19 protein-coding genes are annotated in these 23978 nt (G+C 37.8%); 10 read left to right on the forward strand and 9 right to left on the reverse strand.

The genetic code is table 11. From position 1 onward, the window contains the following. Nucleotides 1–22: 22 nt before the first annotated feature. The 5 genes from A8L44_RS17650 to A8L44_RS17670 all read left to right on the forward strand — a co-directional run bounded on the left by A8L44_RS17650 (nucleotide 23) and on the right by A8L44_RS17670 (nucleotide 5531). Complete coding sequence (locus tag A8L44_RS17650; RefSeq protein ID WP_066109587.1) at nucleotides 23–847, forward strand: undecaprenyl-diphosphate phosphatase; 825 nt, start codon at nucleotides 23–25, stop codon at nucleotides 845–847. Nucleotides 848–1037: 190 nt separating this feature from the next. Continuing rightward, nucleotides 1038–1730 carry a response regulator transcription factor gene (locus tag A8L44_RS17655; RefSeq protein WP_066109590.1) on the forward strand — a complete coding sequence of 231 codons (693 nt, stop codon included), beginning with the start codon at nucleotides 1038–1040 and terminating at the stop codon, nucleotides 1728–1730. Further along, the gene (locus A8L44_RS17660; protein ID WP_066109593.1) at nucleotides 1727–2734 is read left to right on the forward strand and encodes a sensor histidine kinase; all 1008 of its coding nucleotides are present in this window, start codon (nucleotides 1727–1729) and stop codon (nucleotides 2732–2734) included. Before A8L44_RS17655 ends, A8L44_RS17660 begins: the two co-directional genes overlap by 4 nt. A gap of 102 nt (nucleotides 2735–2836) precedes the next feature. Further along, on the forward strand, nucleotides 2837–3598 hold the full coding sequence (locus tag A8L44_RS17665) for an ABC transporter ATP-binding protein (protein ID WP_066109596.1): 762 nt from the start codon (nucleotides 2837–2839) through the stop codon (nucleotides 3596–3598). After that, nucleotides 3588–5531: an ABC transporter permease gene (locus tag A8L44_RS17670; RefSeq protein ID WP_066109599.1), complete on the forward strand. Its 1944-nt coding sequence runs from the start codon at nucleotides 3588–3590 to the stop codon at nucleotides 5529–5531. The genes A8L44_RS17665 and A8L44_RS17670 overlap by 11 nt, the downstream gene beginning before the upstream one ends. A 1026-nt stretch (nucleotides 5532–6557) precedes the next feature. On the opposite strand, the gene A8L44_RS17675 is transcribed toward A8L44_RS17670, so the two are convergent. Then, entirely contained in the window at nucleotides 6558–7571 is a 1014-nt protein-coding gene (locus A8L44_RS17675) for a CdaR family transcriptional regulator (protein ID WP_066109602.1), read from the reverse strand. A gap of 202 nt (nucleotides 7572–7773) precedes the next feature. On the opposite strand from A8L44_RS17675, the gene A8L44_RS17680 reads away from it, so the two are divergent. From A8L44_RS17680 to A8L44_RS17690, 3 genes are all read left to right on the forward strand, one after another. Then, nucleotides 7774–9069 carry a GntP family permease gene (locus A8L44_RS17680; protein WP_066109605.1) on the forward strand — a complete coding sequence of 432 codons (1296 nt, stop codon included), beginning with the start codon at nucleotides 7774–7776 and terminating at the stop codon, nucleotides 9067–9069. A gap of 14 nt (nucleotides 9070–9083) precedes the next feature. Beyond that, on the forward strand, nucleotides 9084–10229 hold the full coding sequence (locus A8L44_RS17685; RefSeq protein WP_066109608.1) for a glycerate kinase: 1146 nt from the start codon (nucleotides 9084–9086) through the stop codon (nucleotides 10227–10229). 942 nt (nucleotides 10230–11171) lie between these two features. Then, complete coding sequence (locus A8L44_RS17690; RefSeq protein ID WP_066109611.1) at nucleotides 11172–14687, forward strand: bifunctional 2',3'-cyclic-nucleotide 2'-phosphodiesterase/3'-nucleotidase; 3516 nt, start codon at nucleotides 11172–11174, stop codon at nucleotides 14685–14687. A gap of 50 nt (nucleotides 14688–14737) precedes the next feature. Here A8L44_RS17690 and msrA read toward each other — a convergent pair whose 3' ends face one another. The 3 genes from msrA to A8L44_RS17705 form a co-directional block, all read right to left on the reverse strand. Further along, nucleotides 14738–15697, reverse strand: coding sequence for a peptide-methionine (S)-S-oxide reductase MsrA (msrA, locus tag A8L44_RS17695; protein ID WP_066109614.1), 960 nt, complete (start codon nucleotides 15695–15697; stop codon nucleotides 14738–14740). Between the two features lie 240 nt (nucleotides 15698–15937). Next, nucleotides 15938–16408 carry a PaaI family thioesterase gene (locus A8L44_RS17700; RefSeq protein ID WP_139063886.1) on the reverse strand — a complete coding sequence of 157 codons (471 nt, stop codon included), beginning with the start codon at nucleotides 16406–16408 and terminating at the stop codon, nucleotides 15938–15940. A gap of 130 nt (nucleotides 16409–16538) precedes the next feature. Beyond that, on the reverse strand, nucleotides 16539–17273 hold the full coding sequence (locus A8L44_RS17705; protein ID WP_066109620.1) for a hypothetical protein: 735 nt from the start codon (nucleotides 17271–17273) through the stop codon (nucleotides 16539–16541). A gap of 200 nt (nucleotides 17274–17473) precedes the next feature. On the opposite strand from A8L44_RS17705, the gene A8L44_RS17710 reads away from it, so the two are divergent. Then, on the forward strand, nucleotides 17474–17947 hold the full coding sequence (locus A8L44_RS17710) for a hypothetical protein (RefSeq protein ID WP_066109621.1): 474 nt from the start codon (nucleotides 17474–17476) through the stop codon (nucleotides 17945–17947). Between the two features lie 64 nt (nucleotides 17948–18011). On the opposite strand, the gene A8L44_RS17715 is transcribed toward A8L44_RS17710, so the two are convergent. From A8L44_RS17715 to A8L44_RS17735, 5 genes are all read right to left on the reverse strand, one after another. Further along, entirely contained in the window at nucleotides 18012–19232 is a 1221-nt protein-coding gene (locus tag A8L44_RS17715) for a glutathionylspermidine synthase family protein (protein ID WP_066109777.1), read from the reverse strand. Then, entirely contained in the window at nucleotides 19225–19686 is a 462-nt protein-coding gene (locus tag A8L44_RS17720; RefSeq protein ID WP_066109622.1) for an RNA helicase, read from the reverse strand. Before A8L44_RS17720 ends, A8L44_RS17715 begins: the two co-directional genes overlap by 8 nt. An 18-nt stretch (nucleotides 19687–19704) precedes the next feature. After that, nucleotides 19705–20103, reverse strand: a complete 399-nt coding sequence (locus A8L44_RS17725) for a DUF350 domain-containing protein (protein WP_066109625.1) — start codon at nucleotides 20101–20103, stop codon at nucleotides 19705–19707. Between the two features lie 23 nt (nucleotides 20104–20126). Continuing rightward, nucleotides 20127–20462, reverse strand: coding sequence for an aminotransferase yhxA (locus A8L44_RS17730; protein WP_066109628.1), 336 nt, complete (start codon nucleotides 20460–20462; stop codon nucleotides 20127–20129). A gap of 282 nt (nucleotides 20463–20744) precedes the next feature. Further along, nucleotides 20745–22493 (reverse strand): solute:sodium symporter family transporter, encoded by a 1749-nt coding sequence (locus tag A8L44_RS17735; protein ID WP_077248195.1) that lies wholly within the window; start codon nucleotides 22491–22493, stop codon nucleotides 20745–20747. Nucleotides 22494–22805: 312 nt separating this feature from the next. On the opposite strand from A8L44_RS17735, the gene A8L44_RS17740 reads away from it, so the two are divergent. Then, entirely contained in the window at nucleotides 22806–23795 is a 990-nt protein-coding gene (locus A8L44_RS17740) for a LacI family DNA-binding transcriptional regulator (RefSeq protein ID WP_066109631.1), read from the forward strand. Nucleotides 23796–23978 lie beyond the last annotated feature (183 nt).

Raw genomic sequence — 23978 nt, forward strand, 5'->3', positions numbered from 1 at the left:
GCTATAAAATAGGAGTGTTAAAATGGATTCAATTAGCTTTATTGAAATAATACAATTTGTTTTTTTAGGATTACTGCAAGGTCTTACTGAACCTATCCCTGTATCTTCAAGTGGCCACTTGGTCATCTTTCAGCATTTTTTCGGACTTAACATTCCGGGATTAAGCTTTGAGTTGTTTGTAAACTTTGCGTCCCTACTGGCCGTTATCTTTATTTATCGAGCAGATTTAATGAAGTTGATTAAAAATGGATTTTCCTATTTAACAGGTTCTGATAAATCTACCGCCACGAAAAAGGATTTTTATTTTATTCTTTACTTAATTGTTGCTACAATTCCAGCTGCATTTATCGGTCTTTTCTTTGAGGATCAAATCGCATCTATTTTTAAGGGTGTACGTGTCATTGGCTTTGCGCTGATTATCACAGGTATTGCTTTATGGCTTATCCGTAATTTAGAGGGCAGGAAAGCTGAGGGAGAACTAACATTTAAGGATGCCATTATTGTGGGATTATCACAGGCTGTTGCTTTAATACCTGGAATCAGCCGTTCCGGTGCAACGATCGTATCCTCTATGGCTATGGGAATGAACCGTGAAACTGCGTTGAAATTCTCGTTTTTTCTATATATCCCAATCAGTCTTGGCGGCATGGTATTTTCAGTATCCGATATGGTGAACGATCCTGATTTAGGAAGACTGCTGATTCCGTATGCATTGGCATTTATAGCTTCCCTCATCGCCTCCTATTTTTCACTGCGTTGGTTTATGGATATTATGAAAAAAGGGAAATTAGGTTATTTTTCTATTTACTGTTTTATCGTAGGAATCCTCGTTATTATCTTCGGTTAACTTATAAAAAGGAGAACAAGCATTGGTGCTTGTTCTCCTTTTTATATTTGCGAGTCGTTTTTATAGTACACTATATTTATATATACTATACATTTTGAGCTTTACATGACAAAACAACTAATACCCTAAAATAGTTCGAGCTACTTTACCACTATTCGTAATCCTAATAAATAAAGAACGGGTGATGGTTATGTTTAAAATTTTATTAATTGAAGATGACACCAGCCTTTTTAAAGAAATTAAAGAGAGGTTAACCCAATGGTCTTATGAAGTATATGGCGTTCAAGATTTCGGAGAGGTACTTAATGAATTTACGGATATTCAGCCTGACTTAGTCCTTATTGATATTCAGTTGCCTAAATTTGACGGTTTCCATTGGTGCCGGCTGATACGGACGCACTCCAATGTACCCATTTTATTTTTATCATCGAGAGACCACCCTACTGACATGGTGATGTCTATGCAACTTGGTGCTGATGATTTTATACAGAAGCCCTTTAACTTTGATGTTTTAGTTGCAAAGATTCAAGCCATTTTACGAAGAGTTTATAATTATAATGCTGATCAAACACAGCTGAAAATCTGGTGCGGAGCGACCATTAATTACGAAAAAAATACGGTTGAAAATGAACTTGGATCAATAGAGCTTTCAAGGAATGAAATTTACATTTTAAAGCAGTTAATCGATCATAAGAATAAGATTATCAGCAGAGATACTTTAATTCGCAGTTTATGGGATGATGAGCGGTTTGTCAGCGATAATACATTAACGGTCAATGTGAATCGGTTGCGAAAAAGGCTGGATGAACTTGGACTCGGACATTTTATAGAAACAAAAGTAGGTCAAGGTTACATGGCAAAAGAGACGGCTGATTCTTTATGATAAAGAGCTATTTAATTGAAAGACGAAGCTGGATTATCTTATTCCTGTCAATTCATCTATTTATACTCTTTGTGGCTTATATTGACCAGTCTATCCCTTTTCAATCAATTGCTTATATCGTCTTTTTATCTGTAATTTTATTTACCATCTTCATTATCATACGCTATAAAACTGAAACGCAATTTTATAGAAGTTTAGATAAACGGGAAACTGATTTAGACATCTCCACTTTGCCGGATGCAAGGAGCCCTATTGAACGAATTGTTCTAAATAGTATCCTGAATCAAACAGAGCAGCTGAAACATGCAACTGCACACAGCCAAACCTTAATTGAACAAGAAAAAGATGACTTACTCTCCTGGATTCACGAGGTTAAAACTCCGCTAACAGCCATGAATTTAATCATTGATCGCCTTGAGGATGAACGAACAAAATCTGAGCTAACCTATGAATGGATGAGAATTCAACATCTTCTTGATTCTCAACTTTTCCAAAAGCGACTTCAATTTATTGAAAACGACCTTTTAATAGAGAATTTAGATTTACGTAAAATTGTCTATAAAGAAATAAGAGAATTGCAGAGTTGGTGTATCCAGAAAAGAATCGGCTTTGACCTCCAGCTGGATATTACCGAGGTTGTAAGTGATGCCAAGTGGTTGAGCTTTATTATTAGACAGTTATTAACGAATGCAGTCAAATATAGTCATGACTCAGATATTATTATTTCAAGCCGCCCCCTGCCAAATGAACATATCATTTTAACCATACAGGATTTTGGCCGCGGCATTGATCAGAGGGATTTGCCGCGTATCTTTGATAAAGGCTACACTTCTGCTGTGGAACATACCGATAATGCTGCGACAGGTATGGGCTTATATCTAGCTAAAAAAGCAGCAAATCCTCTTATGATTGATATTGGAGTAGATTCAAAACTAGACGAAGGCACCCGATTTACGCTTACCTTTCCAAAGAAGAATGATTTTGTTGAGGTCATTAGCATGTGACAGGAATGTCACATGCTTTTCTATTTTGTTCGGAGAATAGAAGGATTTGAATAGAACGTCCTCTATATAATGAAGGTATCAATTAAAGGGAGACGATTCCATATGAATATATTAGAGGCACATAAAATCCATAAATCATTTGGTAGCAAATTTAATCAGCAAGAGGTTCTAAAAGGCATTGATATTACTATTAAAACAGGAGAATTTGTTGGAATAATGGGCGCCTCCGGTTCAGGAAAAACGACTTTACTTAATGTATTATCTTCGATTGATAAAGTCAGCACAGGGACCATCATGATTAATAATACAGAGATGACAGCAATGAAGGAAAAGAAATTAGCTGAATTCCGCAAGCATCATCTTGGCTTCATCTTTCAGGAGTACAATCTATTAGATACCTTAACCGTTAAGGAAAATATTCTTTTACCATTATCTATTAGCGGCTTATCCAAAAAAGAAGCTATAAAGAAGTTTGATGAGGTAGCTAAGGATCTTAGCATCCTGGACCTGAAGGATAAATACCCAAATGAACTCTCAGGCGGTCAAAAGCAGCGAACATCTGCAGCAAGAGCGTTTATCCATGAACCAAGTATTATTTTTGCCGATGAACCTACAGGTGCCCTTGATTCTAAATCAGCATCCGATCTGTTAAATAAACTAAGTGAATTAAACCAAAAGAGGAATGCAACGATTGTATTGGTTACACATGACCCTATAGCAGCCAGTTATTGCAATCGCGTTATTTTTATTAAGGATGGACAAATCTATACACAGCTAACTAAGGGCCAAGAAGATCGTGAATCCTTTTTCAGAGGAATTATTAAAACACAAGGAATCTTGGGTGGTGTTATGGATGAGCGTTAAAACACTCATATGGAGAAACCTCAAAAAAAATATAAACAACTATTATCTCTATGTATTTGCTTTAGTTTTCAGCGTTGCCCTTTACTTTTCATTTGTTACTCTGCAGTATGACCCCGCAATGGATGCTGCTAAAGGTTCGATAAAAGGAGGGGCTGCACTTCAAGTAGGATCTATTTTGCTCATTAGCATCGTACTTGTATTCCTGCTCTTTGCCAATAGTATTTTTATTAAAAGGCGGGGCAAAGAAATTGGTCTATTCCAGTTAATCGGTATGACGAAATCGAAAATATTCCGTATTTTAAATATGGAGAATGCGATTCTCTACTTTGGTTCATTGGTGGTAGGTATTTTTATTGGATTCTCCATTTCAAAGCTTATTATGCTTATACTAATTAAATTAACTGGTGTCGAGGATATAGCTGCTCTACGTTTTTCAGGAGAAGCGCTAATCCAAACTATTATTGTGTTCAGTGTGATCTATCTACTAATCATGTTATCAAATTATCTCTTCATTAAAAGACAAACTATATTATCATTATTTAGAGTAACTTCTTCCACTGAAGTAAAAGTCAAAAAAATATCTAAATTTGAAATCACAATTGGTATACTTGGTCTTTTTTTAATAGGATCTGGATACTATATTTCAACTAAACTTTTCGGTGAGGATTTATCTACTGGCGATGAGTTAATAGCAGCAATGTTATATATTCTTGGGGCTGTGATAGTTGGGACCTATTTGTTTTATAAAGGCTCTGTGACCTTTATTTTAAATAGTATTCGTAAAAAGAAAGATGGTTATTTAAATGTGTATGAGGTTCTCTCTCTCTCATCTATCATGTTTCGCTTGAAATCGAATGCTATGTTATTAACAATCATCACAACTGTTTCAGCACTTGCAATCGGTTTACTCTCCTTAAGCTATATTTCCTTCTATTCAGTAGAGAAAACAGCGAAGAATGATGTTCCAGCTAACTTCTCCTTTATGAATGAAAAAGATGCTGATCATTTTACAAGTGTCCTTCGTGAAAATGGCATTGCTTTTAAGGAGAAGAAAGTTGACGTTATTCAATCGAGAGTTAATATTGAGCAAATCATAGAAACCAGCCTTAATGTACTTGATCTTCGACTGAATTCTATGCCAATGCCTGTTATCAGTGAAAAGGCAATTGACGATGTTGAGTTATCTGCCCATGAGGCTTATTTCACCGGGTATAGCGACATGCTGAAAAATACGTTGGATTTTAAAGACACAGGTAACATCCAAATAACAGGTAACAACATAACGATTGACCAAAAATATACAGGCCTAAATAGGGATTATGTGATTTCCTGGAACTTTACCATCAGCGGTATACCTGCTGTAGTTGTGGATGAATCTACTTTTCAAAGATTAAAGGATGATATAGATCCAGCTATCCAGGATGCTGACTCACTCTATATTGGGATTGATATCACAGATAATGAACAGCTTCCAGAAGCAAATAGTCTATTCAACCAATTAGCTACTCAGGATGATACACATGAATCTCGTATTAACATGATCCAAGATAACAAAAAAAGAATGGGATTAACGATGTTTATTGTCGGATTTCTCGGTTTAACATTCCTTATTACATCGGGCTGCATTCTTTACTTTAAACAAATGGGTGAAAGTGAGGACGAAAAGTTAAACTTCTCTATCTTAAGAAAACTTGGATTTACCCAACAGGATCTTTTGAAGGGTGTTAAGCTAAAACAATTATTTAATTTTGGAATACCACTCATATTAGGTCTTTGTCATAGCTATTTTGCAGTTAAGTCAGGTTGGTTCCTATTTGGAATAGAGATTTGGACACCGATGTTACTAGTAATGGTGTTGTATACAGTATTCTATTCTATATTTGGAGTATTATCTGTTTCATATTATAAGAAAATCATAAAAGAATCGTTATAAAATTATTTATGGAGCTCTTGCTTTAAATAGCGGGAGCCTTCTTTTCATTTTGAAGAAAATAATTCGAGGAAAATTCTATAAATAGCGTGTTTTAATGATGGGAATTTAAATTTATGGTGCATACTCTAATTGCCTTTGTCTATTCATTTTAGATAAAGGCATTTAATGAAGTATACACCATTCCTAAAGTAGCAACTTTAGAGACAAATGTTATCACAATTGCTTTCATATTAGATCCTCCCTTGTTTCAATATTAGCCCAATATCGCATATGATTAATTACATTAAACAAATAATACAAGAGCCATTGTTACAAATTTAAGTCCAAATACAATTCCTAATCCTTTCATTCTGCCTTTCCTCCTATCTTTTTTTCTTTACGTTTGCATTCCTACAAAGAGCAAATATTACTACATACAATGTTCATTACATAAATAACATTAACGCCATTGTTACAGCTTTAAATCCAAATACAATCGCTAATGGTTTCATTCCTTCTCCTCCTATCTTTTTAATTACATATTGTCCTATTACATAAAAATTTGCATTGCTGTATAAACTAACAATAATGATCCCGCTTTAAGCGCAAAAGTTGATACTACACTTTTCAATTTCACAATCTCCTTTTCAAAAATAAGTGATCTTTCAAGTTGATTTCTCAACCTTACAGATACAGTATAGTCCAAAATGACTATAACAGTCCAGTGAAATTTTCAAAAAAAGTTTGTGAAATTATTCACTTATATTTTGTTAAGCACACCGTTTAATCTATTGGTATACATAGTTGTATACAAGTATTCATAGAAAAATATGATTGTGAAAGCAATGAAAACACTTCCAAAATCATGTGATTTATTTCACAAACTGTATTACTCTATAAAAATATAGACTATAACAGTTTTGTTATCTTGATAATTTTTTTCTAGATTTTATTCACAAACTTTTGTCTGACTGCACCCAATTAATTCGACCTTCAATCTTCAATAAAAAAACCTAACCGAATGTTAGGTTTAAATGAATGAGGAATTTAATCCTTTAACATAATAAAGATCAACTCGAACAACTCGAATATTTGTTTAGGATCTTTACTTGTTATCTCCTTAATTTTATCCAGACGATATTGCAGCGTATTTCTATGAATATGTAACTCTTTTGATGTTAATGTCATATTGCCATTCTTATTAATATAGATCTGCAAGGTCTCCAGCAATTCCGGCGAAGAGATAAGAGAACCTTTAATATAGGAGTGATTAATAAACGAATCTATACCTATCTCGCTGATTCTGGATAAAAAGGATACATCCATATAATGAATAACTCTCTTTTGAAGATTTAATTTTTCACTAATTTGCATAGCACTGATTGCTTGATGATAGCTCTCAGAAATAGTGTCTACATGACTTCCAACACTGATCTTTATAGTCGAATTTTCATTAGTTAACAGGTCAGCCAAGGGTTTGACTCCGCTATTATCCTGTAGCAGGATGATGGAATGCTCATCTTCCTCAAAAACAGGATAATTGATTCTTTTAGGACTTGGCTTTGGCTTTGCAATCAGGACAGATGTTTTTCTTGTCAGATCAAGCTGATAATTCAGGGCTTCCCTTTTTATTTCATCTGAGTATTGGTACTTCGTTTCTACTAATAACTTAAGAAACGCGGACTTCTTTTTACTAATCTCCTCCATACTCTTCAACGCGATTTCTTGTTCAATTAACAGAGAGACTGTGGTTTTGACTAGTTTGCAAAAAGGGATTACCTCACCCGGCTCGCCACTAATCCCAATAACACCTACCATCTTTTGATTAATGACAATCGGTTCATTTGTACCCTTTTTTTCGTACCTATTATCCTCTGTTATTGTAATCATCCTGCCTAAACGTAGGGCTTGGACTGCTCCAGTATGAAAGGTTCCGATTCTGTCCTTACTCCCGCTGCCGATAATGATGCCCTTTTCGTTCATAATATTGATATTATATGGAATATCCGCCATCATTTTATCGACAATATGTTGCGCCTGTTTATTAGTTAACTGATACATGGTGAACAAAACCTTTCTTTATTTCTGTACCGCCTTATCTTATGATCCGTAAATCTTCTCCTATATTTCCATTATAAACTAACAAACCTCTCATCACTTTCTTTGTGCGTTTGCACAAAGAAAATCATCTATCCATCAATAGAATTGTAACCGCTACCAAACTATAATAAGACGTATTCCACACTACTTAGGAGGTTACAAGATGGACGGGATTATGATTAGTTGGATTGGGGCTTTAGCTGGTCTGGCAATAGCCATTATCTTAATCTTAAAAAAGCTGAACCCGCTGTATGCTCTATTTTTAGGAGCCATACTCGGATGTTTAATAGGTGGAGCTAACCTTGAGGAAACAATCAATATACTTGTTGGCGGCACTCAAAGTGTTATGGGGACTGTTATTCGTGTTCTTGCCGCTGGAGTTTTGGCTGGTGTCATGATGGAATCCGGGGCTGCAGAAACAATCGCCCAATCTATTGTTTCTAAATTAGGGGAAAAGAAGGCTCTCATTGCATTAGCTCTTGCCACCATGATTATTACAGCGGTTGGGGTATTTATCCCTGTAGCTGTCCTGATTGTAGCGCCTATCGCTTTATCAATTGGTAATAAAATGGGCATTTCAAAAATTGCTCTATTATTAGCACTATCCGGAGGAGGAAAAGCGGGTAACATCATCTCGCCAAACCCGAATACAATTGCAGCAGCCCGAGGGTTTGATTTAGAACTTAGCGATGTAATGATTGCAGGTCTTATCCCAGCAATTTTCGGCTTAATCGCAACTGTTCTCATCGCCACTTTAATCAAAAATAAAGGCGAAAAAGTTTCAGATAATGAGGTTGTGGATCTTGATCATGGTTCAGCTAACTATCCTCCACTGAATAAAGCAATCGTAGCTCCATTAGTAGCCATTATCTTATTAATGATTAATCCAATCGGTTCAATTTTAAATATAGAGGCCTTATCCAGCTTTAAAGTAGATGCTATGTACATTCTCCCCCTTGCAGGTATCATTGGAACAATAGCTATGGGGAAATCAAAAAATTTATTGAAATATACAGCATCAGGCTTGGATAGAATGACAGTAACTGTGTTAATTCTAATTGGTGCAGGTGCCATCGGAGGATTAATTTCTCAATCCAATCTATCCGCACAGGTTGTTTCATTAATTGAAGCTACCGGTATCTCTGGTACATTCCTGGCACCTATAGCAGGTATTTTAATGGCAGCAGCCACTGCCTCTACATCTACTGGCGTTATTATTGCCACAGGATCATTCAGCGAAGCTATTTTAGACATGGGAGTTGCACCACTTGCCGCTTCAGTTATGGTTCACTCAGGTGCAACAGTAATTGATTCATTACCGCACGGAAATTATTTTCATGTTACAGCGCAAAGCATGAACATGTCCATTAAACAAAGGATGTCCGTAGTCGGCTACGAAGCAATTGTCGGTGCAACCATGACGATTGTAGCCACCATTTTATTCGGATTTATTTTATAACAGGAGGGGTTACAATGAGCAAAACGTTTGTACTTGCACCAGATTCTTTTAAGGAAAGCATGACAGCAAAAGAGGTATGCATTGCAATGGAAGCAGGTATTAAAAAGGTCTATCCAGATGCAGATTTTATCCATGTTCCGATGGCAGATGGCGGAGAAGGTACTGTCCAGTCACTCATTGATGCAACAGGCGGCACTCTCTATTCATTAGACGTTACAGGTCCACTCGGCAACCCCGTAACTGCTCGATATGGAATTATGGGGGATCATGAAACCGCAGTTATTGAAATGGCAGAAGCCAGCGGTATTCACTATGTCACCCAAGAAACAAAAAATCCACTCATTACTACTACATATGGTACAGGTGAATTGATTCGCGCCTGTTTAGATAAAGGGATTAAAAAAATCATCATTGGAATTGGCGGCAGTGCTACTAATGACGGAGGAACAGGTATGGCTGAGGCGCTGGGTGTTCAGTTTCTTGATAAAGAAGGAAACCATATCCCTAGAGGAGGTGGCTACTTAAATCAATTGCATACAATTGATACGTCTAAAATAGATACACGTCTAGCTGATGTAACCATGATAGTTGCCTGTGATGTAACGAACCCTTTATGCGGCGAAACTGGAGCATCTCATGTTTTCGGGCCTCAAAAAGGCGCCACACCTGAAATGGTTAAACAGCTAGATCAGAATCTAGCGCATTATGCTGACATGGTAGAGCAGCAATTAGGACAAGCTGTTCGGAACACCCCAGGCTCTGGAGCTGCTGGTGGCCTGGGTGCTGGCTTACTCCTGTTTACAAATGCCACTCTTCAAAAAGGGATTGACATTGTAATCGAATTCAGTGGGTTACGAGAAAAACTTAAGAACGCTGACTACGTGTTCACAGGCGAGGGCGGCATTGACTATCAAACGCAATTTGGCAAAACACCTTATGGGGTCGCGCAAGCTGCAAAAGAACTTGACAAAAAAGTAATAGCAGTTGCCGGATACATTGGGGAAGGTATTGAAGAGCTTTACGACAAAGGAATCGATGCCATCTTCGGAATCATCCCAGAACTCGCACCCCTAGACCAAACCCTAAAAAACGGCCCTAAAAACATAGAAAGAACCTGTGAGAATATTGCAAGAGTGCTGAAGGGCCTTGATCAGGAGTAAGGAGCATAAGACAGAGGCTCGGAGGGGATGTTCTTCCCCCGCAGAGGCTATGCTTATGTCCCGAACTCCTAGGCCCTGAAGCCGGACTACTCAGAGTGCTGAAGGACCTTGATCAAAGGTACGAAGACTAAAAACGCCACGGTTTATAGACCTTCAAAAGACCTTTAGAACCCTCATCTCGGAGGCTTCTGACACTCATTTGTTTGCCGTTAGGAACCTATGCCAGATCTGATAGGCTTAAGTGTAGTTCCTAACGTTACAAATAATAAAAGAGGCCGGGACATAAGTATTTCAGTTAATGATAAATCCGAACTATTTAGGTGATATTTTAATTGGATATTCGCCGGCTAGTGTGAGTTTTATTTGTTTTCATAGATAGGTTCATGCTGCATACCCTTATTCATATCTAGTGGAATGGAGCGGAAGCCACTCGACTCCTGCGGGAAGTAGAGGAAAGGCTGAGACCTGAGCAAGGCGCAGCCGAGGAGGCTAAAGCCTTCCTCCCCGCGGAAAGCGAGTGGCGCTGTAGCGCAATGGAACGGACTTTTTTCTCCAACTTAACTCCTTATCATGCAACAAAGTCTACTAGAATTAATTTAGATATCTTCGTCTTTCAGCATTGTTTATAAGTTAGTGTCCCAGCCTCTTTTTTAGTCATTATAATCCTCTTATCCCTTTTGATAGTCTCTGCCTATTCTATTTTATGAAATACCAAACCAATTTCTCATGTCTTCTCCAAAATAACCGATTACTTTGACATCCATAATACCTATATTTAATTATGAACTGAGTAATAATAACTAGTTTTTTAACCTGAACCAATATAATTAATAGTAGTATTTAACTGTTATCCTAGATACCTATCCATATACCACTTTAAATTTGATATATTTGTAAGCGGAGCCTAAAACTCTCAAAAAATACAAAGGATAGGTGCCTCGTATGAAACTATGGAGTAGTATTAAAGGTCGGATCTTTTTAACAAGTACAATGGCAATCAGCTTGGTAGCAACCTCTTTTATGACAAGTGAAGCAGAAGCCACCAAGCACAAGCATCACAAGCCTAAGGGACAATCACAAGTAGAACTCCGTATTATGGAAACGACAGATATTCATACTAATCTTTTAAGCTATGATTATTATAAAGATAGCTCCGCCCCTAACATTGGTTTAGCTAAAACAGCTACTCTCGTAAAAAAAGCACGTTCAGAAGTAAAAAATTCTGTATTAGTTGATAATGGCGATTTAATTCAAGGGACACCTCTTGGCACATATAAAGCTAAAATCGATCCGTTAGAAAGAAGAGAAACACATCCAGCCATAAAGGCTATGAATATCATGGATTATGATATAGCGACTCTTGGAAACCACGAGTTTAACTATGGGTTGAAATATCTGAACGAAGTATATAATGACGCTGATTTTCCTGTCATTAATGCAAACGTATACATTGATGATCAGGATAACAATCCAAGCAATGATGTTCATAAATTCCAGCCCTATAAAATCGTCAATAAAAAAGTTAAAGACCAATCCGGAAAAACCAAAATCATTAAGATTGGCTATATCGGTTTTGTTCCACCACAAATCAACGAATGGGACAAGGCCCATCTTGATGGAAAGGTCATTACAAAGGATGTTGTAGCAACTGCTAAAAAATACATTCCTGTCCTAGAGAAAAAAGGTGCGGATGTGATTGTTGCTATGGCTCACTCCGGTTTTAATGGGAATCTCGATAATACGGAGGATACCGTATATGCTTTAAGCAAAGTACCTGGTATTGATGCTCTCACTTTTTCACACACACATAAAGTATTCCCAGCTAAAACCGATGCTGAATTAGATGCTTTATTCAAAGATTCTGCAGGAAATCCTCTTCCTGGTGTTGATAATACTAAAGGAACCATTAATGGCGTGCCTGCTGTTCAGGCAGGGTATGGTGGCGCTGCACTTGGAATTATTGATTTGACATTAAAGCAAGTAAAAGGTGAGTGGGAAATATCCAAATCTCAATCCTCCACAAGGAGTGTTGACGAGTCTATACAACCTGATAAATCGATTGTTCGTGCTGTTCAAAAGGATCACGAAGGTACGTTGAATTATATCGATACTCCTATCGGTACTACAACTGATGATATTTATAGCTACTTCGCACTGGTTCAGGACGATCCCTCTGTTCAGGTCGTTACGAATGCACAAAAATGGTATGCAGAAAAGTACATTGAATTAAATAAACCAGAATTAAAGGATCTGCCTATATTATCTGTTGGTGCTCCATTTAAAGCTGGCCGAAACGGTGTTGATGAGTTCACCGATATTAAAAAGGGCGATTTAACCATTCGAAGCGCCGGTGATTTATATCTCTACGACAATACATTGAAAGCCGTTAAAATCAAAGGCTCCGTAGTAAAAGAATGGATTGAAATGTCGGCAGGTAAGTTTAATATGATAGACCCTGCCAAAGAAAGTGAACAAGAACTATTGAACCCTTCCTTTGCGGTCTATAATTTTGATGTCATCGATGGTGTCAATTATCAAATTGATGTGACGAAGGCTCCAAAATATGCACCAAACGGTACTCTTATAAACCCAGAATCAAGCCGCGTAATTAATCTGGAGTACAATGGAAGTCCAATTGATCCAGATCAGGAATTTATCGTTGTGACAAACAACTATCGTGCCGGTGGCGGAGGTAACTTCCCTGGATTAAAAGGCAGTGAACTGGTCATTGATTCAGCAGATGAAAACCGCCAAGTTCTAATGGATTACATTTCTGAAGTAAAAGAAATTACACCAACTGCTGACCGCAACTGGTCTATTGCTCCAATATCTGGCGAAGTGAATGTCACATTTACCACTTCACCAAAGGCAGAAGAGTATATTACAGATGAAACACCGTTCACGTACACTGGAAAAACAGACTCTAAAGGCTTCGGAATCTTCAATATTGATCTAAATCGTGGAGTCAATGTTCAGTTACTGGGATTAAACGATTTACACGGACAGTTAGATACTGTCACTACTGTTGGAGATTTACCAACAGGACCTATTTCATATACAGCGGCAGCATTAAAGAAGGAAGAAGCTACAAATCCTAATACATTTCTAGTGCATGCCGGGGATATGATTGGAGGAAGTCCGTTAGTCTCCGCTTTATTTCAGGACGAGCCTACCGTTGAAATATTAGAAGCAATCGGATTTGATGTCGGAACATTTGGCAACCACGAGTTTGATGAGGGCATTGATGAACTAAAGCGTATGATGAATGGCGGCGACCATCCTAAAGGCAACGCTGACTATGACGGAATGAACTTTCCATTAGTTGCTGCCAATGCTTTTGACACTAGAGAGGGGAATTTAATCACCCAGCCCTATACAGTTTTAGAAGCTGAGGGCGAAAAAATTGGTGTTATTGGCGTTGTAACTCAGGAAACGCCTACTATGATCGTAACAAAAGGAAATGAATCATTAAAAATCACAGATGAAGTAGCTGCCATCAACAAATATACAGATGAACTTAAGAAACAAGGAATTGAGGCTATTATCGTGCTTGCCCATAATCCCGCAACGCAAACTGGCTATACCGATTCCTTCGATGCAAGCCGGATTGCAGAGCAGATTAATGATGAAGTCGATGTGATTTTTGCGGCACATAACCACGTAAACGTGAACCGCGTCGTTGATCAAAAATTGATTGTTCAAGCTTACTCCTATGGAAATGCTTTCTCTGATGTAGACATCACCATTGATCCACTAACAGGCGATATCGTCAGCAAAACAGGAAAAATAAACACTGTTTACCAAAAGGACTATGCTCCAGATTCTGAAGTCTCATCTATTCTAAAAAAATACTCTGATCGCGTAGAACCCATTAAGGCTCAGATAATAGGCAATAATACGGCTTCTCTTGAAAAAAGCTACCCAACTACAGCAAGAGAATTCAGTGACATTGCCCTCGGTAATTTAATTGCAGATGGTATGAAGGCAGCCATGGATTCAGATTTCGCCTTAATGAATGGCGGCGGTGTACGCTCTCCATTAGATGCAGGCGAGGTGACATTTGGAGATTTATTCGCCATCCAGCCCTTTGGTAACGTATTAAACAAAGTAAAGCTTAGCGGAGCTGATTTAGAAGTTATTTTAAATGAACAAATCACCGCAAGAGGTTTAGATTACCACGTGTCCGGTTTTAAATATACGTACACATATGACGACCAAGCGAAAACTGGTAAAGTAGTCGATATCCTTTTACCGGATGGCAGTAAAGTCGATCCGAATAAAGAATACACAGCCGTAATCAACAACTATATGTATGGAAATATCAGTACGAGCTTTGGTAAGCTATCAACAGATATGGAAGTCGGACCAGTTGATATAGATGCAACTGTTGAGTTTGTAAAAACCTTGCCTTCCCCGTTTGAGTATAAGGCAGAGGGTAGAATTCAAAAAATAGATTAACAAGTGATTAAAGGACTGCCAATTTCATAATAGGCAGTCCTTTCTTAGTTTTACTTATTAAATAAACTTAAATATTGACCGTATCCCTTTTCCTCTAACTGATCTAGAGGGATAAATCGGAGGGCGGCGGAGTTAATACAATAACGTGCTCGATCCGGGCCTGGCCCATCATCAAAAACATGCCCCAGATGAGAGTCTGATGTTTTGGACCTTACTTCAATTCTTCGCATCCCATATGAAGTATCAAGCTTTTCTTCCATTTCATGTCGCTGTATTGGTTTCGTAAAACTCGGCCAGCCACAGCCGGCATCATATTGGTCAAGTGAACTAAATAAAGGTTCACCCGAAATGATATCTACATAGATTCCCTCTTCCTTATTGTCCCAATATTCATTTTGAAATGGTGGCTCTGTTGCATTATTCCTTGTCACCTCGTATTGGAGCGGTGTTAATTCCGCTCGAAGCTGCTCATCACTTTTTGTATTCTTCCAATTATCTCTTATAAAACGAGCACGGCCAGATCCCTCTTTATAAAGATTATAGTGAAAAGGATTCTTCTTATAATAATGCTGGTGCTTCTCTTCCGCTCTGTAAAACGGACCAGCCGGGAGTATCTTCGTTACAATTTCCTTCTGAAATCGTCCACTGTTGGCTAGTTCCTTCTTAGAATCCTCGGCTAAACGATGCTGCTCTTCATTATGATAAAAAATGGCTGTTCGATAAGAATCGCCCCGATCATTAAATTGCCCTCCGGCATCTGTCGGGTCAATTTGCTGCCAATATTGTTTAAGCAATGTTTCATATGACATTTTTTCAGGGTCATAAGTAATTTGAACAGCTTCATAATGGCCTGTTGTATCACTGCAAACCTCTTCATATGTTGGATTCTCCGTATGTCCACCCGTATAACCGGATACGACTTTTATAATTCCCGGCTGCTCGTCAAATGGTGATACCATACACCAAAAACAGCCGCCCGCAAATGTTGCCAGTTCCAACTGATGATCCATTCAGTATACACCCCACTATCATTATTTTGGGTAATCAACCCTACTATCTTTTCCAACCCTACTTCTATCGTATTCAAACTCATATGCGTATTTATATAAACAATAAAAATGATTCCTACTATGTATCTTATCCCTCAAGTAAAAAGGCTGCTCTAAATGGTTTTATATTAAGGCAATAATAAAGGCAGTGCAAACAAAAGGTCTCATTACCCTTTGTTTAACACTGCCCCTTTAATTCATTTATTTTTTAAATGTACCAGGCATAACGACTGCTTCGACAACTCCCCTGGCACAAAGTATTTCATCAGCATAAACCTCTGTTTCCACTTTCCACTTTTTCGGGTGGATTTCAGTTAAAGAACCGATTGCAATTAATGGGACTCCCTCAGGTGTCGGTTTCATAAAATCAACATGTAATGAAGCAGTTACGAATCGAGGTGGAATTGCATCATCTCCCACATCAAATCCGTTTTTTCGATGGAGAGCCAGAGAGGCAGAGCCAGTCCCATGGCAATCAATTAAGGATGCAATGACTCCTCCATAGACAAACCCTGGTATTGCCATGTGATCAGATTTTGGCTCATATACGGTTTTAGTCTTATTACCATCCCAGCCAGTTCGAAAATGATGTCCATCTTTATTCAGTCGCCCACAGCCATAGCACCAAGCAAAATCATCTGGATAAATATCCTGGATTGCTTTTTCAATCATCTTTATCACCAAATCACTCCTTACTAAAATGAGTAGCTAAAGATTTTTTCAATTCAATATGCATATAAATCTGAGCACATTATCCTTTGGTTGGGTTAATGGCTGCAGGTGCAACTTCTTTTTGTCATAATTATGAACCAGTCTTTTCGGATTCAATCCACATCTTCTGTTCTTCTTCCTCTACGATTCTACTTTTTTGTTGCTTTTTTAAATTAATATAGCCAATTGCTGTGACAGTGAACGCACCGAGAGCATCTACAATAATATCTCCCATCGTATCCATTACAGCGTCTCGCCCAATCAAGACAACTCCCTCTCCTGTAATGAATTTTTGCATGTTTGTTCCTAAGACACCATCAGCAAGAAACTCATAAATTTCCCAAACGGTTCCACAGGTTATTGCAAAACAAAAGGCGAATAGAGCCACAAAAAAGGGACTTAAATCAATTGTTTTCTTGGTATTGTTAAGGAAATTCACAATAATGAATCCTAACGCTCCCAGCATAGCTGCACTAAAGCAATGTAGAATTAAATCCCAGTAAGGAACTTTATAATAAAAGTTTCGAACCTCACCAAGATAGATCGCACAAAATAAAAAGATAAAATACATAATTTCCATGATATCCGGTATATCTATGCGGAAGCGATGTTCTAGTTGGGATGGCAGGAAAATAACTATACATCCTGTTAAACATTGCAAAATCATTAATACATAATCACTTTTCACACGTTCATATTCATTTTGGGCAACGCCTGATGGGGCATTGATTAACATGTATATAGCATAAATGACTGATATCGCGAGTAATAGCAGAACTACTCTAAAAGTCCAGTTTTTCCTTTTTTCATATTTTATGTATTCCACTTTAACCCCTCCTCTCTCTTATTTTACCTTTATTGCCCTACATATTGGTATGGCAAATGGGTACATTGCTATAAAAAGAGATTTATAATAGGATTCCATGCAATATTAGTCGCTAAAAGGCTATCGGCTTAACTAATTGTATGTTACACTCTCCTTTATTGGGTAATAATACCAAAATATAAGATGATGGTGGTGATAATATGAGGCTTCGTAATGGGATAACAGGATTCTTCGATTCAGCAGATAATCAACTGACACCAATGGACGAAAGGCAGTTCAAGCAGCTCTGTTATTCTATTGTTAATTACAATGGCGGAACGCTTAATAAATGGAGAGATCCTGCATATCCAACGAGTTTTTATCATGCACACATATCATTTAATAATGAGGAATTACATATTTTACTGAATAAGCATTATCCCTTGCTTGCTTTTGCCTCAAGTGTTGAGTATGAATACATTGAATTCATTGATCTCCCCCATCTTGTCGAGACATTTTCCTCTTTTTATAAAGTATTGCATACAAGTGAGCTGAACGAGACTGTCATTATTAAAAATCATTTAAAGCATGATTTTTTACAAAACGAACATGATTTAACTCTCGCTGAATTAGAGAAAATTAAGTATTGGAAACCTAATATAGTTGGAGAGATTATTTTTAACTATTGGGATTAGGAAACCAAGGGAACCTATTATAGGGCCTTCCTTGGATGATAGTAAAGGTAAAACAAGCAATCTATCAATCACCTATACCAACAGGCAAGTAATAGGATAGATTATTGGTAATCATTCCGCCAACCCTGTAGCCGAAGGCAGATGATTTTCCGTTAAGCAGGAAGCTTCCCAAGAGCAACCGGCCTTCCTGAAGCCCCTTTTCACTTAGATATTGTACAGTCGGCTGTTCCATATAAAGTTGATAAACTGAGGTGTACTCAGAATATGACTTTTGGCTATCTGCGTACATTAATCGGCCATTTTCACTAAAGATTTCAACTGTGTCGCCCTCACGCCCAAAGGCTGGTTTTTTCACATAAGGCAGTTGTTTTTTCAAAAAGGGCTCAGCTTCAAGGTATGTCGGCAGAAAATAATCCTCTACCCACTTATGTTCCTCCTCCGTAAAAAAAGGATGCCCCTCTTCATGCAATCCCCAAATGACAGCCTGAACTGCTTTATTTTGCAGTAAAAATGCCGATGGTGGATTCAGGATGGATAGCTTCCCCTCTTCCACTAACTCTAGCAACCATAAGCCAATTGTATTCCCATCTTTGTCCTGATCCATAATAATATTTTCAATCGGAAAAGTCTGCCGATAAAGGATATCAATCCTGACTCCATTCTCATCGAATAAGCCTACGCCTCTTTGAATTTGCAGCTTATGCAAGGGAGTGAACTTGGATGAGGGTACAGCCTGTTTAAGATACTGAACGGTTTCTCTGTCCTCAATATGATCCTCATGAGCCGTAAACACGATATGCGGAGCTTTTCCCTTACTGACTTGCTGGATACTTTCCTGAACTGCCTTATACAACTGCACCTCCAAGCCATCATTTGGATTCCCTGCCCCAAACTCTTTGCAAATACGTCCATTTATATGAAATAATTCTTTAATAAATGTAGGAGTATCTGAATTAATCTCGATACACTTATAACCATCTCCGTATGGAATTAGATCCAGGCGCGCGATCACACTTTCAGCCGGGTGAACTTTAAGTCTTAAAAAAGAGATTGTCTCTTCTGGATAACCCATCTCGAGAAAAGTTTCATATGGAACTTTACGTAATAGTGACGCCATTTTCGAGTATACCTTGCCGATTCGTTCAGTAACTAGGCGTATATGTGCTGCCTCTTGCCTGCCTATCAGCTTCATATCATATAAGGCATATTCCTCACCATAAAGATTAGCCCAAAAGCCCTCTATATGATCATAAAATTTGCTTCTTCTTTCATGGTACTTATCCATCAACATCATCTAACTCCTTAACATAAATCACATAAACACCCCGGTCTTCATCAATCTCAGTGGACGTCACTAACATCTGTCCGGCGCCCGGTACATCAACTACATCCTTCAAGAGATAGCGGAGTACTTCATAATGATTCTCGTAAGGAGTGCAAGAAAGCAGCCGATAGTTTTCCCGTAATTCATGGTTTCGAAATTCAATATGAATCCCTTGACCACGGTAGTTTTTTTCTTTCTCCCCCTGCAAATTCCTCCCTGTTTCCTTAACCACAAGGATTTCCTCTTCAGCAGACATTTCATTCGATATTAGCTCATATTGTGTTCCTCTTACAATAAAATACGTACAAAGCTGTCTGGCATAGCACTCATCCACCCCAACAGTTGGGAGATTGTATTGATAAAAGGGCTCAAACCGCTCATTTCCTTTATCTAAATAATACGTTAATTGCTTCACTCCACTTACCTGCCTTATTTAATAGGATAGACATTTCGCTAAAATTAACCCCACAGCCAGTGACAACGAGACTAACATGATTCCAACAGCATGATTATCTTCCTCGATTGCTTGATGAATGCTAAACCTTATCGTAAGAACCTCGGCAAGCAAGAACACAACAATCTGTGAGACAATCCCGATAACTCCCCATATCACCATATCTCTAAGTGATACGGAATATTCAATTGCTGCCCCAAGTACGATTGAGAGCCCAACGATCTTACCGCCGAGTGACATGGCTGCTGTAGAGTTCTTCTCAGAAATCAGCTTGAATTCCCTCAGCTTTGGCGTACTTATAGTAAATAAAGCAATCCCTGCAGCAAGCAATAACAAGGCTACTCCTAAATATGAAAGAAAATTAAGATATAAATTCATATAAATCCTCCTTTTTCAAAGGCTTAACCTCCAAAAGATTTTGTTCCGCTGCCAAATCCCGAACTAGCCTTAATCCCCCCCTTAAAAGAAGAACTATTTTTATAGGATTGGTAGCCCTTATTGTTCAGAAGCATGCTTCGATTTCCATAAAAATAACCGCCATAATAATAATGGCCGTGATACCTCGAGTTGTCATCATCACACTCCCAAACACCATCATCATCATCCCATTTCCAATCTCCGCAGTCTGAATCTGTGGGTTTTGGAGGAAGATCTGCATTTGATGTCCCACACCCTACCAAACCAATGGTCAACGCAGTTACAGTCACACCAATCATGATTTTTTTGGTTTTATTCAATCATCTCACCTCAATCCCTCTTTCGTTATATTTTACTAAATACTTCCAATAAAAAGTATAATAATTGGAAGAAGAATTTATGTCTTTCTCTTTAGTTATAGGGATTATTTATGTATAACACCTGCTTACGAAAGTATTTAGTATTCTAAAGTAACCGGCACCCTACTAACCAACACATATAATCCCTGCTGAAAAACTATTAAAGACGATTGATTTATTCTCCGAAAAAAATCACCTTCCTTACTCAGGAAAGTGATTTTAGATTAATATATTGTAAATTTACTACAATACATTTTTATTAAGAGTCGTTTTTTCTAAAGGTTCAGCTGTATTTGTTCTATTTCCGATTTTCTTGGTGACGAATAGACCGATCAGACAAATCAGAGCAGCTCCGGCAAGCCAAGCCCAAGTATGTACACCAAAGCCTATTTCACTTGCGAGACCGAGTTTTGAGAATACGATATAAAAAGCAGTGACACAGAAGATCATTCCCCAGGCAGCTTCCTGACGATATTTCCATGGATCCAGGTTTACAAGATTGCGGCTTGGAAGAACGTATGCCTCTTCTCTTGGTTTGATTTTACCGATTATCAACATAAGCAGACAGCTGATGACAAACAGAATAGCCAATTGATATAAGAAGCTCATCTCAGGTTTAACAACCAGCTGAAGGATTGCATACGTTGCAATAAAGAAGGTTATGGCTATTTTCGCTGCGATAGCTGGAACTCTCTTTGTCACATAACCAATAAAGATAATCGTGAAAATCGGTACATTGAAAAAGCCGTTTATAACTTGTAAGTATTGGAACAACCCGCTTGGTGCATACATAATCAGTGGTGCGATAAACATGGAGATCAGAGCAATGAAGACACCGAACCATTTCCCTTTCCTGACAATTTCCTCATCAGATTTATTTTTTCCAAAGGTTGGCGCATACACATTGATCGCAAATAAAGTTGACGCGCTATTTAAGATTCCATTAAAGACACTTAATACAGATCCAAACATAGCAGCTGCAAACAAGCCAATTAACGGTTTCGGCATTACTTCTGTTACAAGAGCTGAATACATTGTGTCTGGGTTAGCTCCCGTATTACCGATAATCTGAAATGCCATAATCCCAGGGATAATAACAATAATCGGTGTAAAGATTTTCATTAAACCGACAAACATGATCCCCTTTTGTCCTTCTTTTAAATCCTTGGCTGCCAAAGCACGTTGAATAATAGATTGATCAGTTCCCCAATAATAAAAGTTCACTAGTAAAAGGCCCGTTAAAGCCGCTCCAAATGGAACAACATCATGATTGGTACCAATTGCATTAAACTTTTCAGGAGTCGCTGCGACAAATTGTGAAAACCCTTGAGATATGCTGCCGTCTCCTAAAGTAAGCAACGCAAAAATTGGGACTAATAAACCGCCAATGGCCAAAGCAACTCCATTAAATGTATCTGAAATCGCAACCGCTTTCAATCCACCCAATACTGCATAGAAGAAGCCGATTATTCCGATTAACCACACCATAATCCAAATGCCAGCCTCATAGCTGATATGAAAAGTGCTTTCAATATCAAACATTTGGCTTAATGCAATGGCGCCCGAATAAAGGGTCGTTGGTAGCATATTTAACACATATCCCAACAAGAATAATATCGACACAAACGATTTAACTTGACTGTCATACCGATCTTCTAAAAATTCAGGAATAGTTGTGATTCCTTGTTTTAAATAACGTGGAAGCAAATAAATAGCTACTAACGCCAAAACGAATCCGGACGTAACTTCATAAGCCATGTTACTCATATTCCCCGCAAAGGATTGCCCGCTCATTCCAACGAATTGTGTGGCATTTAGGTTCGTTAATAGCAAGGACATCCCAATAACGCCCCATGTTAAACTTCTCCCACCTAAGAAATAATTATCCTTAGATACTTTTCCTTTAACCTTTTCTTTCCTCAATTTTGAAAATGTATAGTAGGCAACTACACCCGTAAAGAGAATAAAAGATAGTATGATATACCACTGCACAATGGTTCCCCCCTGTTGACTTATTATAAAAACGTTTTCATGGGTATCATAATAAATTTTAGTAAATTAATCAATTTATTTACTAAATACATTGAAAATAAATTGATATCTTCCAAAAATAGAATCAAGGGATTATTATCATGATTGATCGGAAATAGCTATCTATATTTTAGGTATTTCACACTTCCATCCTTTACACCTTTCCTTAATAAAACGAAAATAATCTAAAGAAATTTACTAAAAAGTATAGTATACTGAAAGCGCTAAAATAACCGGATTTTACTTTTAGAAAAGAAAGGGGGCAGCTGTCCAATGGCCACCATTAAAGATATCGCAAATATGGTTGGAGTTTCGATTGCGACCGTTTCAAGAGTGCTTAATTACGACAACTCTTTATCAGTCAGTGATGAGACGAAAAAAAGGATTTTTGAAGCGGCTGAAGAATTAGACTATCAAAAAAAACCTAAACGCAAACCTATCATGTATAAAGTAGGAATCGTGAATTGGTATACTGAAAAAGAGGAATTAGACGATCTTTATTATATGGCAATCAGACTTGGCGTGGAAAAGCGCCTGGAATACCACAATATGAAGTTCACTAATTTTTCTATAGAGCATTTGCGTTCCCTCCAAAATGAAGGATTTCAAGGAATTATCGCAATTGGTAAATTCAGCGAAAACCAGGCTGAGGAACTAAAGAGTGTGTCAAGTAACCTTGTTTTTGTAGATAGTTCACCTAATGACGATCAATTCGATTCTGTTATAGTTGATTTCGAAAAAGCCACACGAAATATTCTTCAATATTTTCTGGATCAAGGACACACTAAAATTGGCTACTTAGGTGGGCGGGAAATTTATAAGGATCACACTTCCAAAATTGACGATCCTCGAAGAACTAGTTTTGAACGATTTCTATCGGACATGGGCCTCTATCAGGAAGCTTATGTGTATGAAGGCAAGTTTTCTGTTGAAGATGGATACCACCTGATGAAACAAGCAGTCAAGGACCACGAAGATGAAATTCCTACAGCCTTTTTTGCCGGAAATGACTCTATTGCTGTTGGAGCATTAAGGGCCCTTCAAGATGCAGGTGTCCGCGTACCGGATCAAGTTAGTATTGTTGGAGTAAATGATATTAGCATTTCAAAATATATGTCTCCCCCTTTAAGCACGGTTAAGGTCTATACCGAATTAATGGGTGAAACGGCAGTAGATTTATTGCTTGAGCAGTTTTCTGGAAGACAAGTCTCAAAGAAAGTAAGTATAGCTACACAACTTAAAATAAGAGGAAGCTCCAAATAAAGCGCACAAATAAATGTGCGCTTTTTTGTATGGTAAACTAATTAGTAAAAATTTTAGTAAAATTAATTGACGTACTTTACTAATTTTTATTACAATAAAGTTGGATACGCTTTCAAAAAAAGGAAATATACTCTCGTTAAAAAGCAAACTGTTCGATTCACTAATTATAAAAAGCTTTACCTA

Source organism: Bacillus sp. FJAT-27986, assembly GCF_001685035.1.
In the GTDB taxonomy this organism is placed as follows: Bacteria; Bacillota; Bacilli; order Bacillales; family Pradoshiaceae; genus Pradoshia.

Excerpts from the sequence above, each read along its gene's own strand:
- A8L44_RS17650 (WP_066109587.1), top strand. The coding sequence starts at position 23 with ATGGATTCAATTAGCTTTATTGAAATAATACAATTTGTTTTTTTAGGA.
- A8L44_RS17655 (WP_066109590.1), top strand. The coding sequence starts at position 1,038 with ATGTTTAAAATTTTATTAATTGAAGATGACACCAGCCTTTTTAAAGAA.
- A8L44_RS17660 (WP_066109593.1), top strand. The coding sequence starts at position 1,727 with ATGATAAAGAGCTATTTAATTGAAAGACGAAGCTGGATTATCTTATTC.
- A8L44_RS17665 (WP_066109596.1), top strand. The coding sequence starts at position 2,837 with ATGAATATATTAGAGGCACATAAAATCCATAAATCATTTGGTAGCAAA.
- A8L44_RS17670 (WP_066109599.1), top strand. The coding sequence starts at position 3,588 with ATGAGCGTTAAAACACTCATATGGAGAAACCTCAAAAAAAATATAAAC.
- A8L44_RS17675 (WP_066109602.1), bottom strand. The coding sequence starts at position 7,571 with ATGTATCAGTTAACTAATAAACAGGCGCAACATATTGTCGATAAAATG.
- A8L44_RS17680 (WP_066109605.1), top strand. The coding sequence starts at position 7,774 with ATGGACGGGATTATGATTAGTTGGATTGGGGCTTTAGCTGGTCTGGCA.
- A8L44_RS17685 (WP_066109608.1), top strand. The coding sequence starts at position 9,084 with ATGAGCAAAACGTTTGTACTTGCACCAGATTCTTTTAAGGAAAGCATG.
- A8L44_RS17690 (WP_066109611.1), top strand. The coding sequence starts at position 11,172 with ATGAAACTATGGAGTAGTATTAAAGGTCGGATCTTTTTAACAAGTACA.
- msrA (WP_066109614.1), bottom strand. The coding sequence starts at position 15,697 with ATGGATCATCAGTTGGAACTGGCAACATTTGCGGGCGGCTGTTTTTGG.
- A8L44_RS17700 (WP_139063886.1), bottom strand. The coding sequence starts at position 16,408 with ATGATTGAAAAAGCAATCCAGGATATTTATCCAGATGATTTTGCTTGG.
- A8L44_RS17710 (WP_066109621.1), top strand. The coding sequence starts at position 17,474 with ATGAGGCTTCGTAATGGGATAACAGGATTCTTCGATTCAGCAGATAAT.
- A8L44_RS17715 (WP_066109777.1), bottom strand. The coding sequence starts at position 19,232 with ATGGATAAGTACCATGAAAGAAGAAGCAAATTTTATGATCATATAGAG.
- A8L44_RS17725 (WP_066109625.1), bottom strand. The coding sequence starts at position 20,103 with ATGAATTTATATCTTAATTTTCTTTCATATTTAGGAGTAGCCTTGTTA.
- A8L44_RS17740 (WP_066109631.1), top strand. The coding sequence starts at position 22,806 with ATGGCCACCATTAAAGATATCGCAAATATGGTTGGAGTTTCGATTGCG.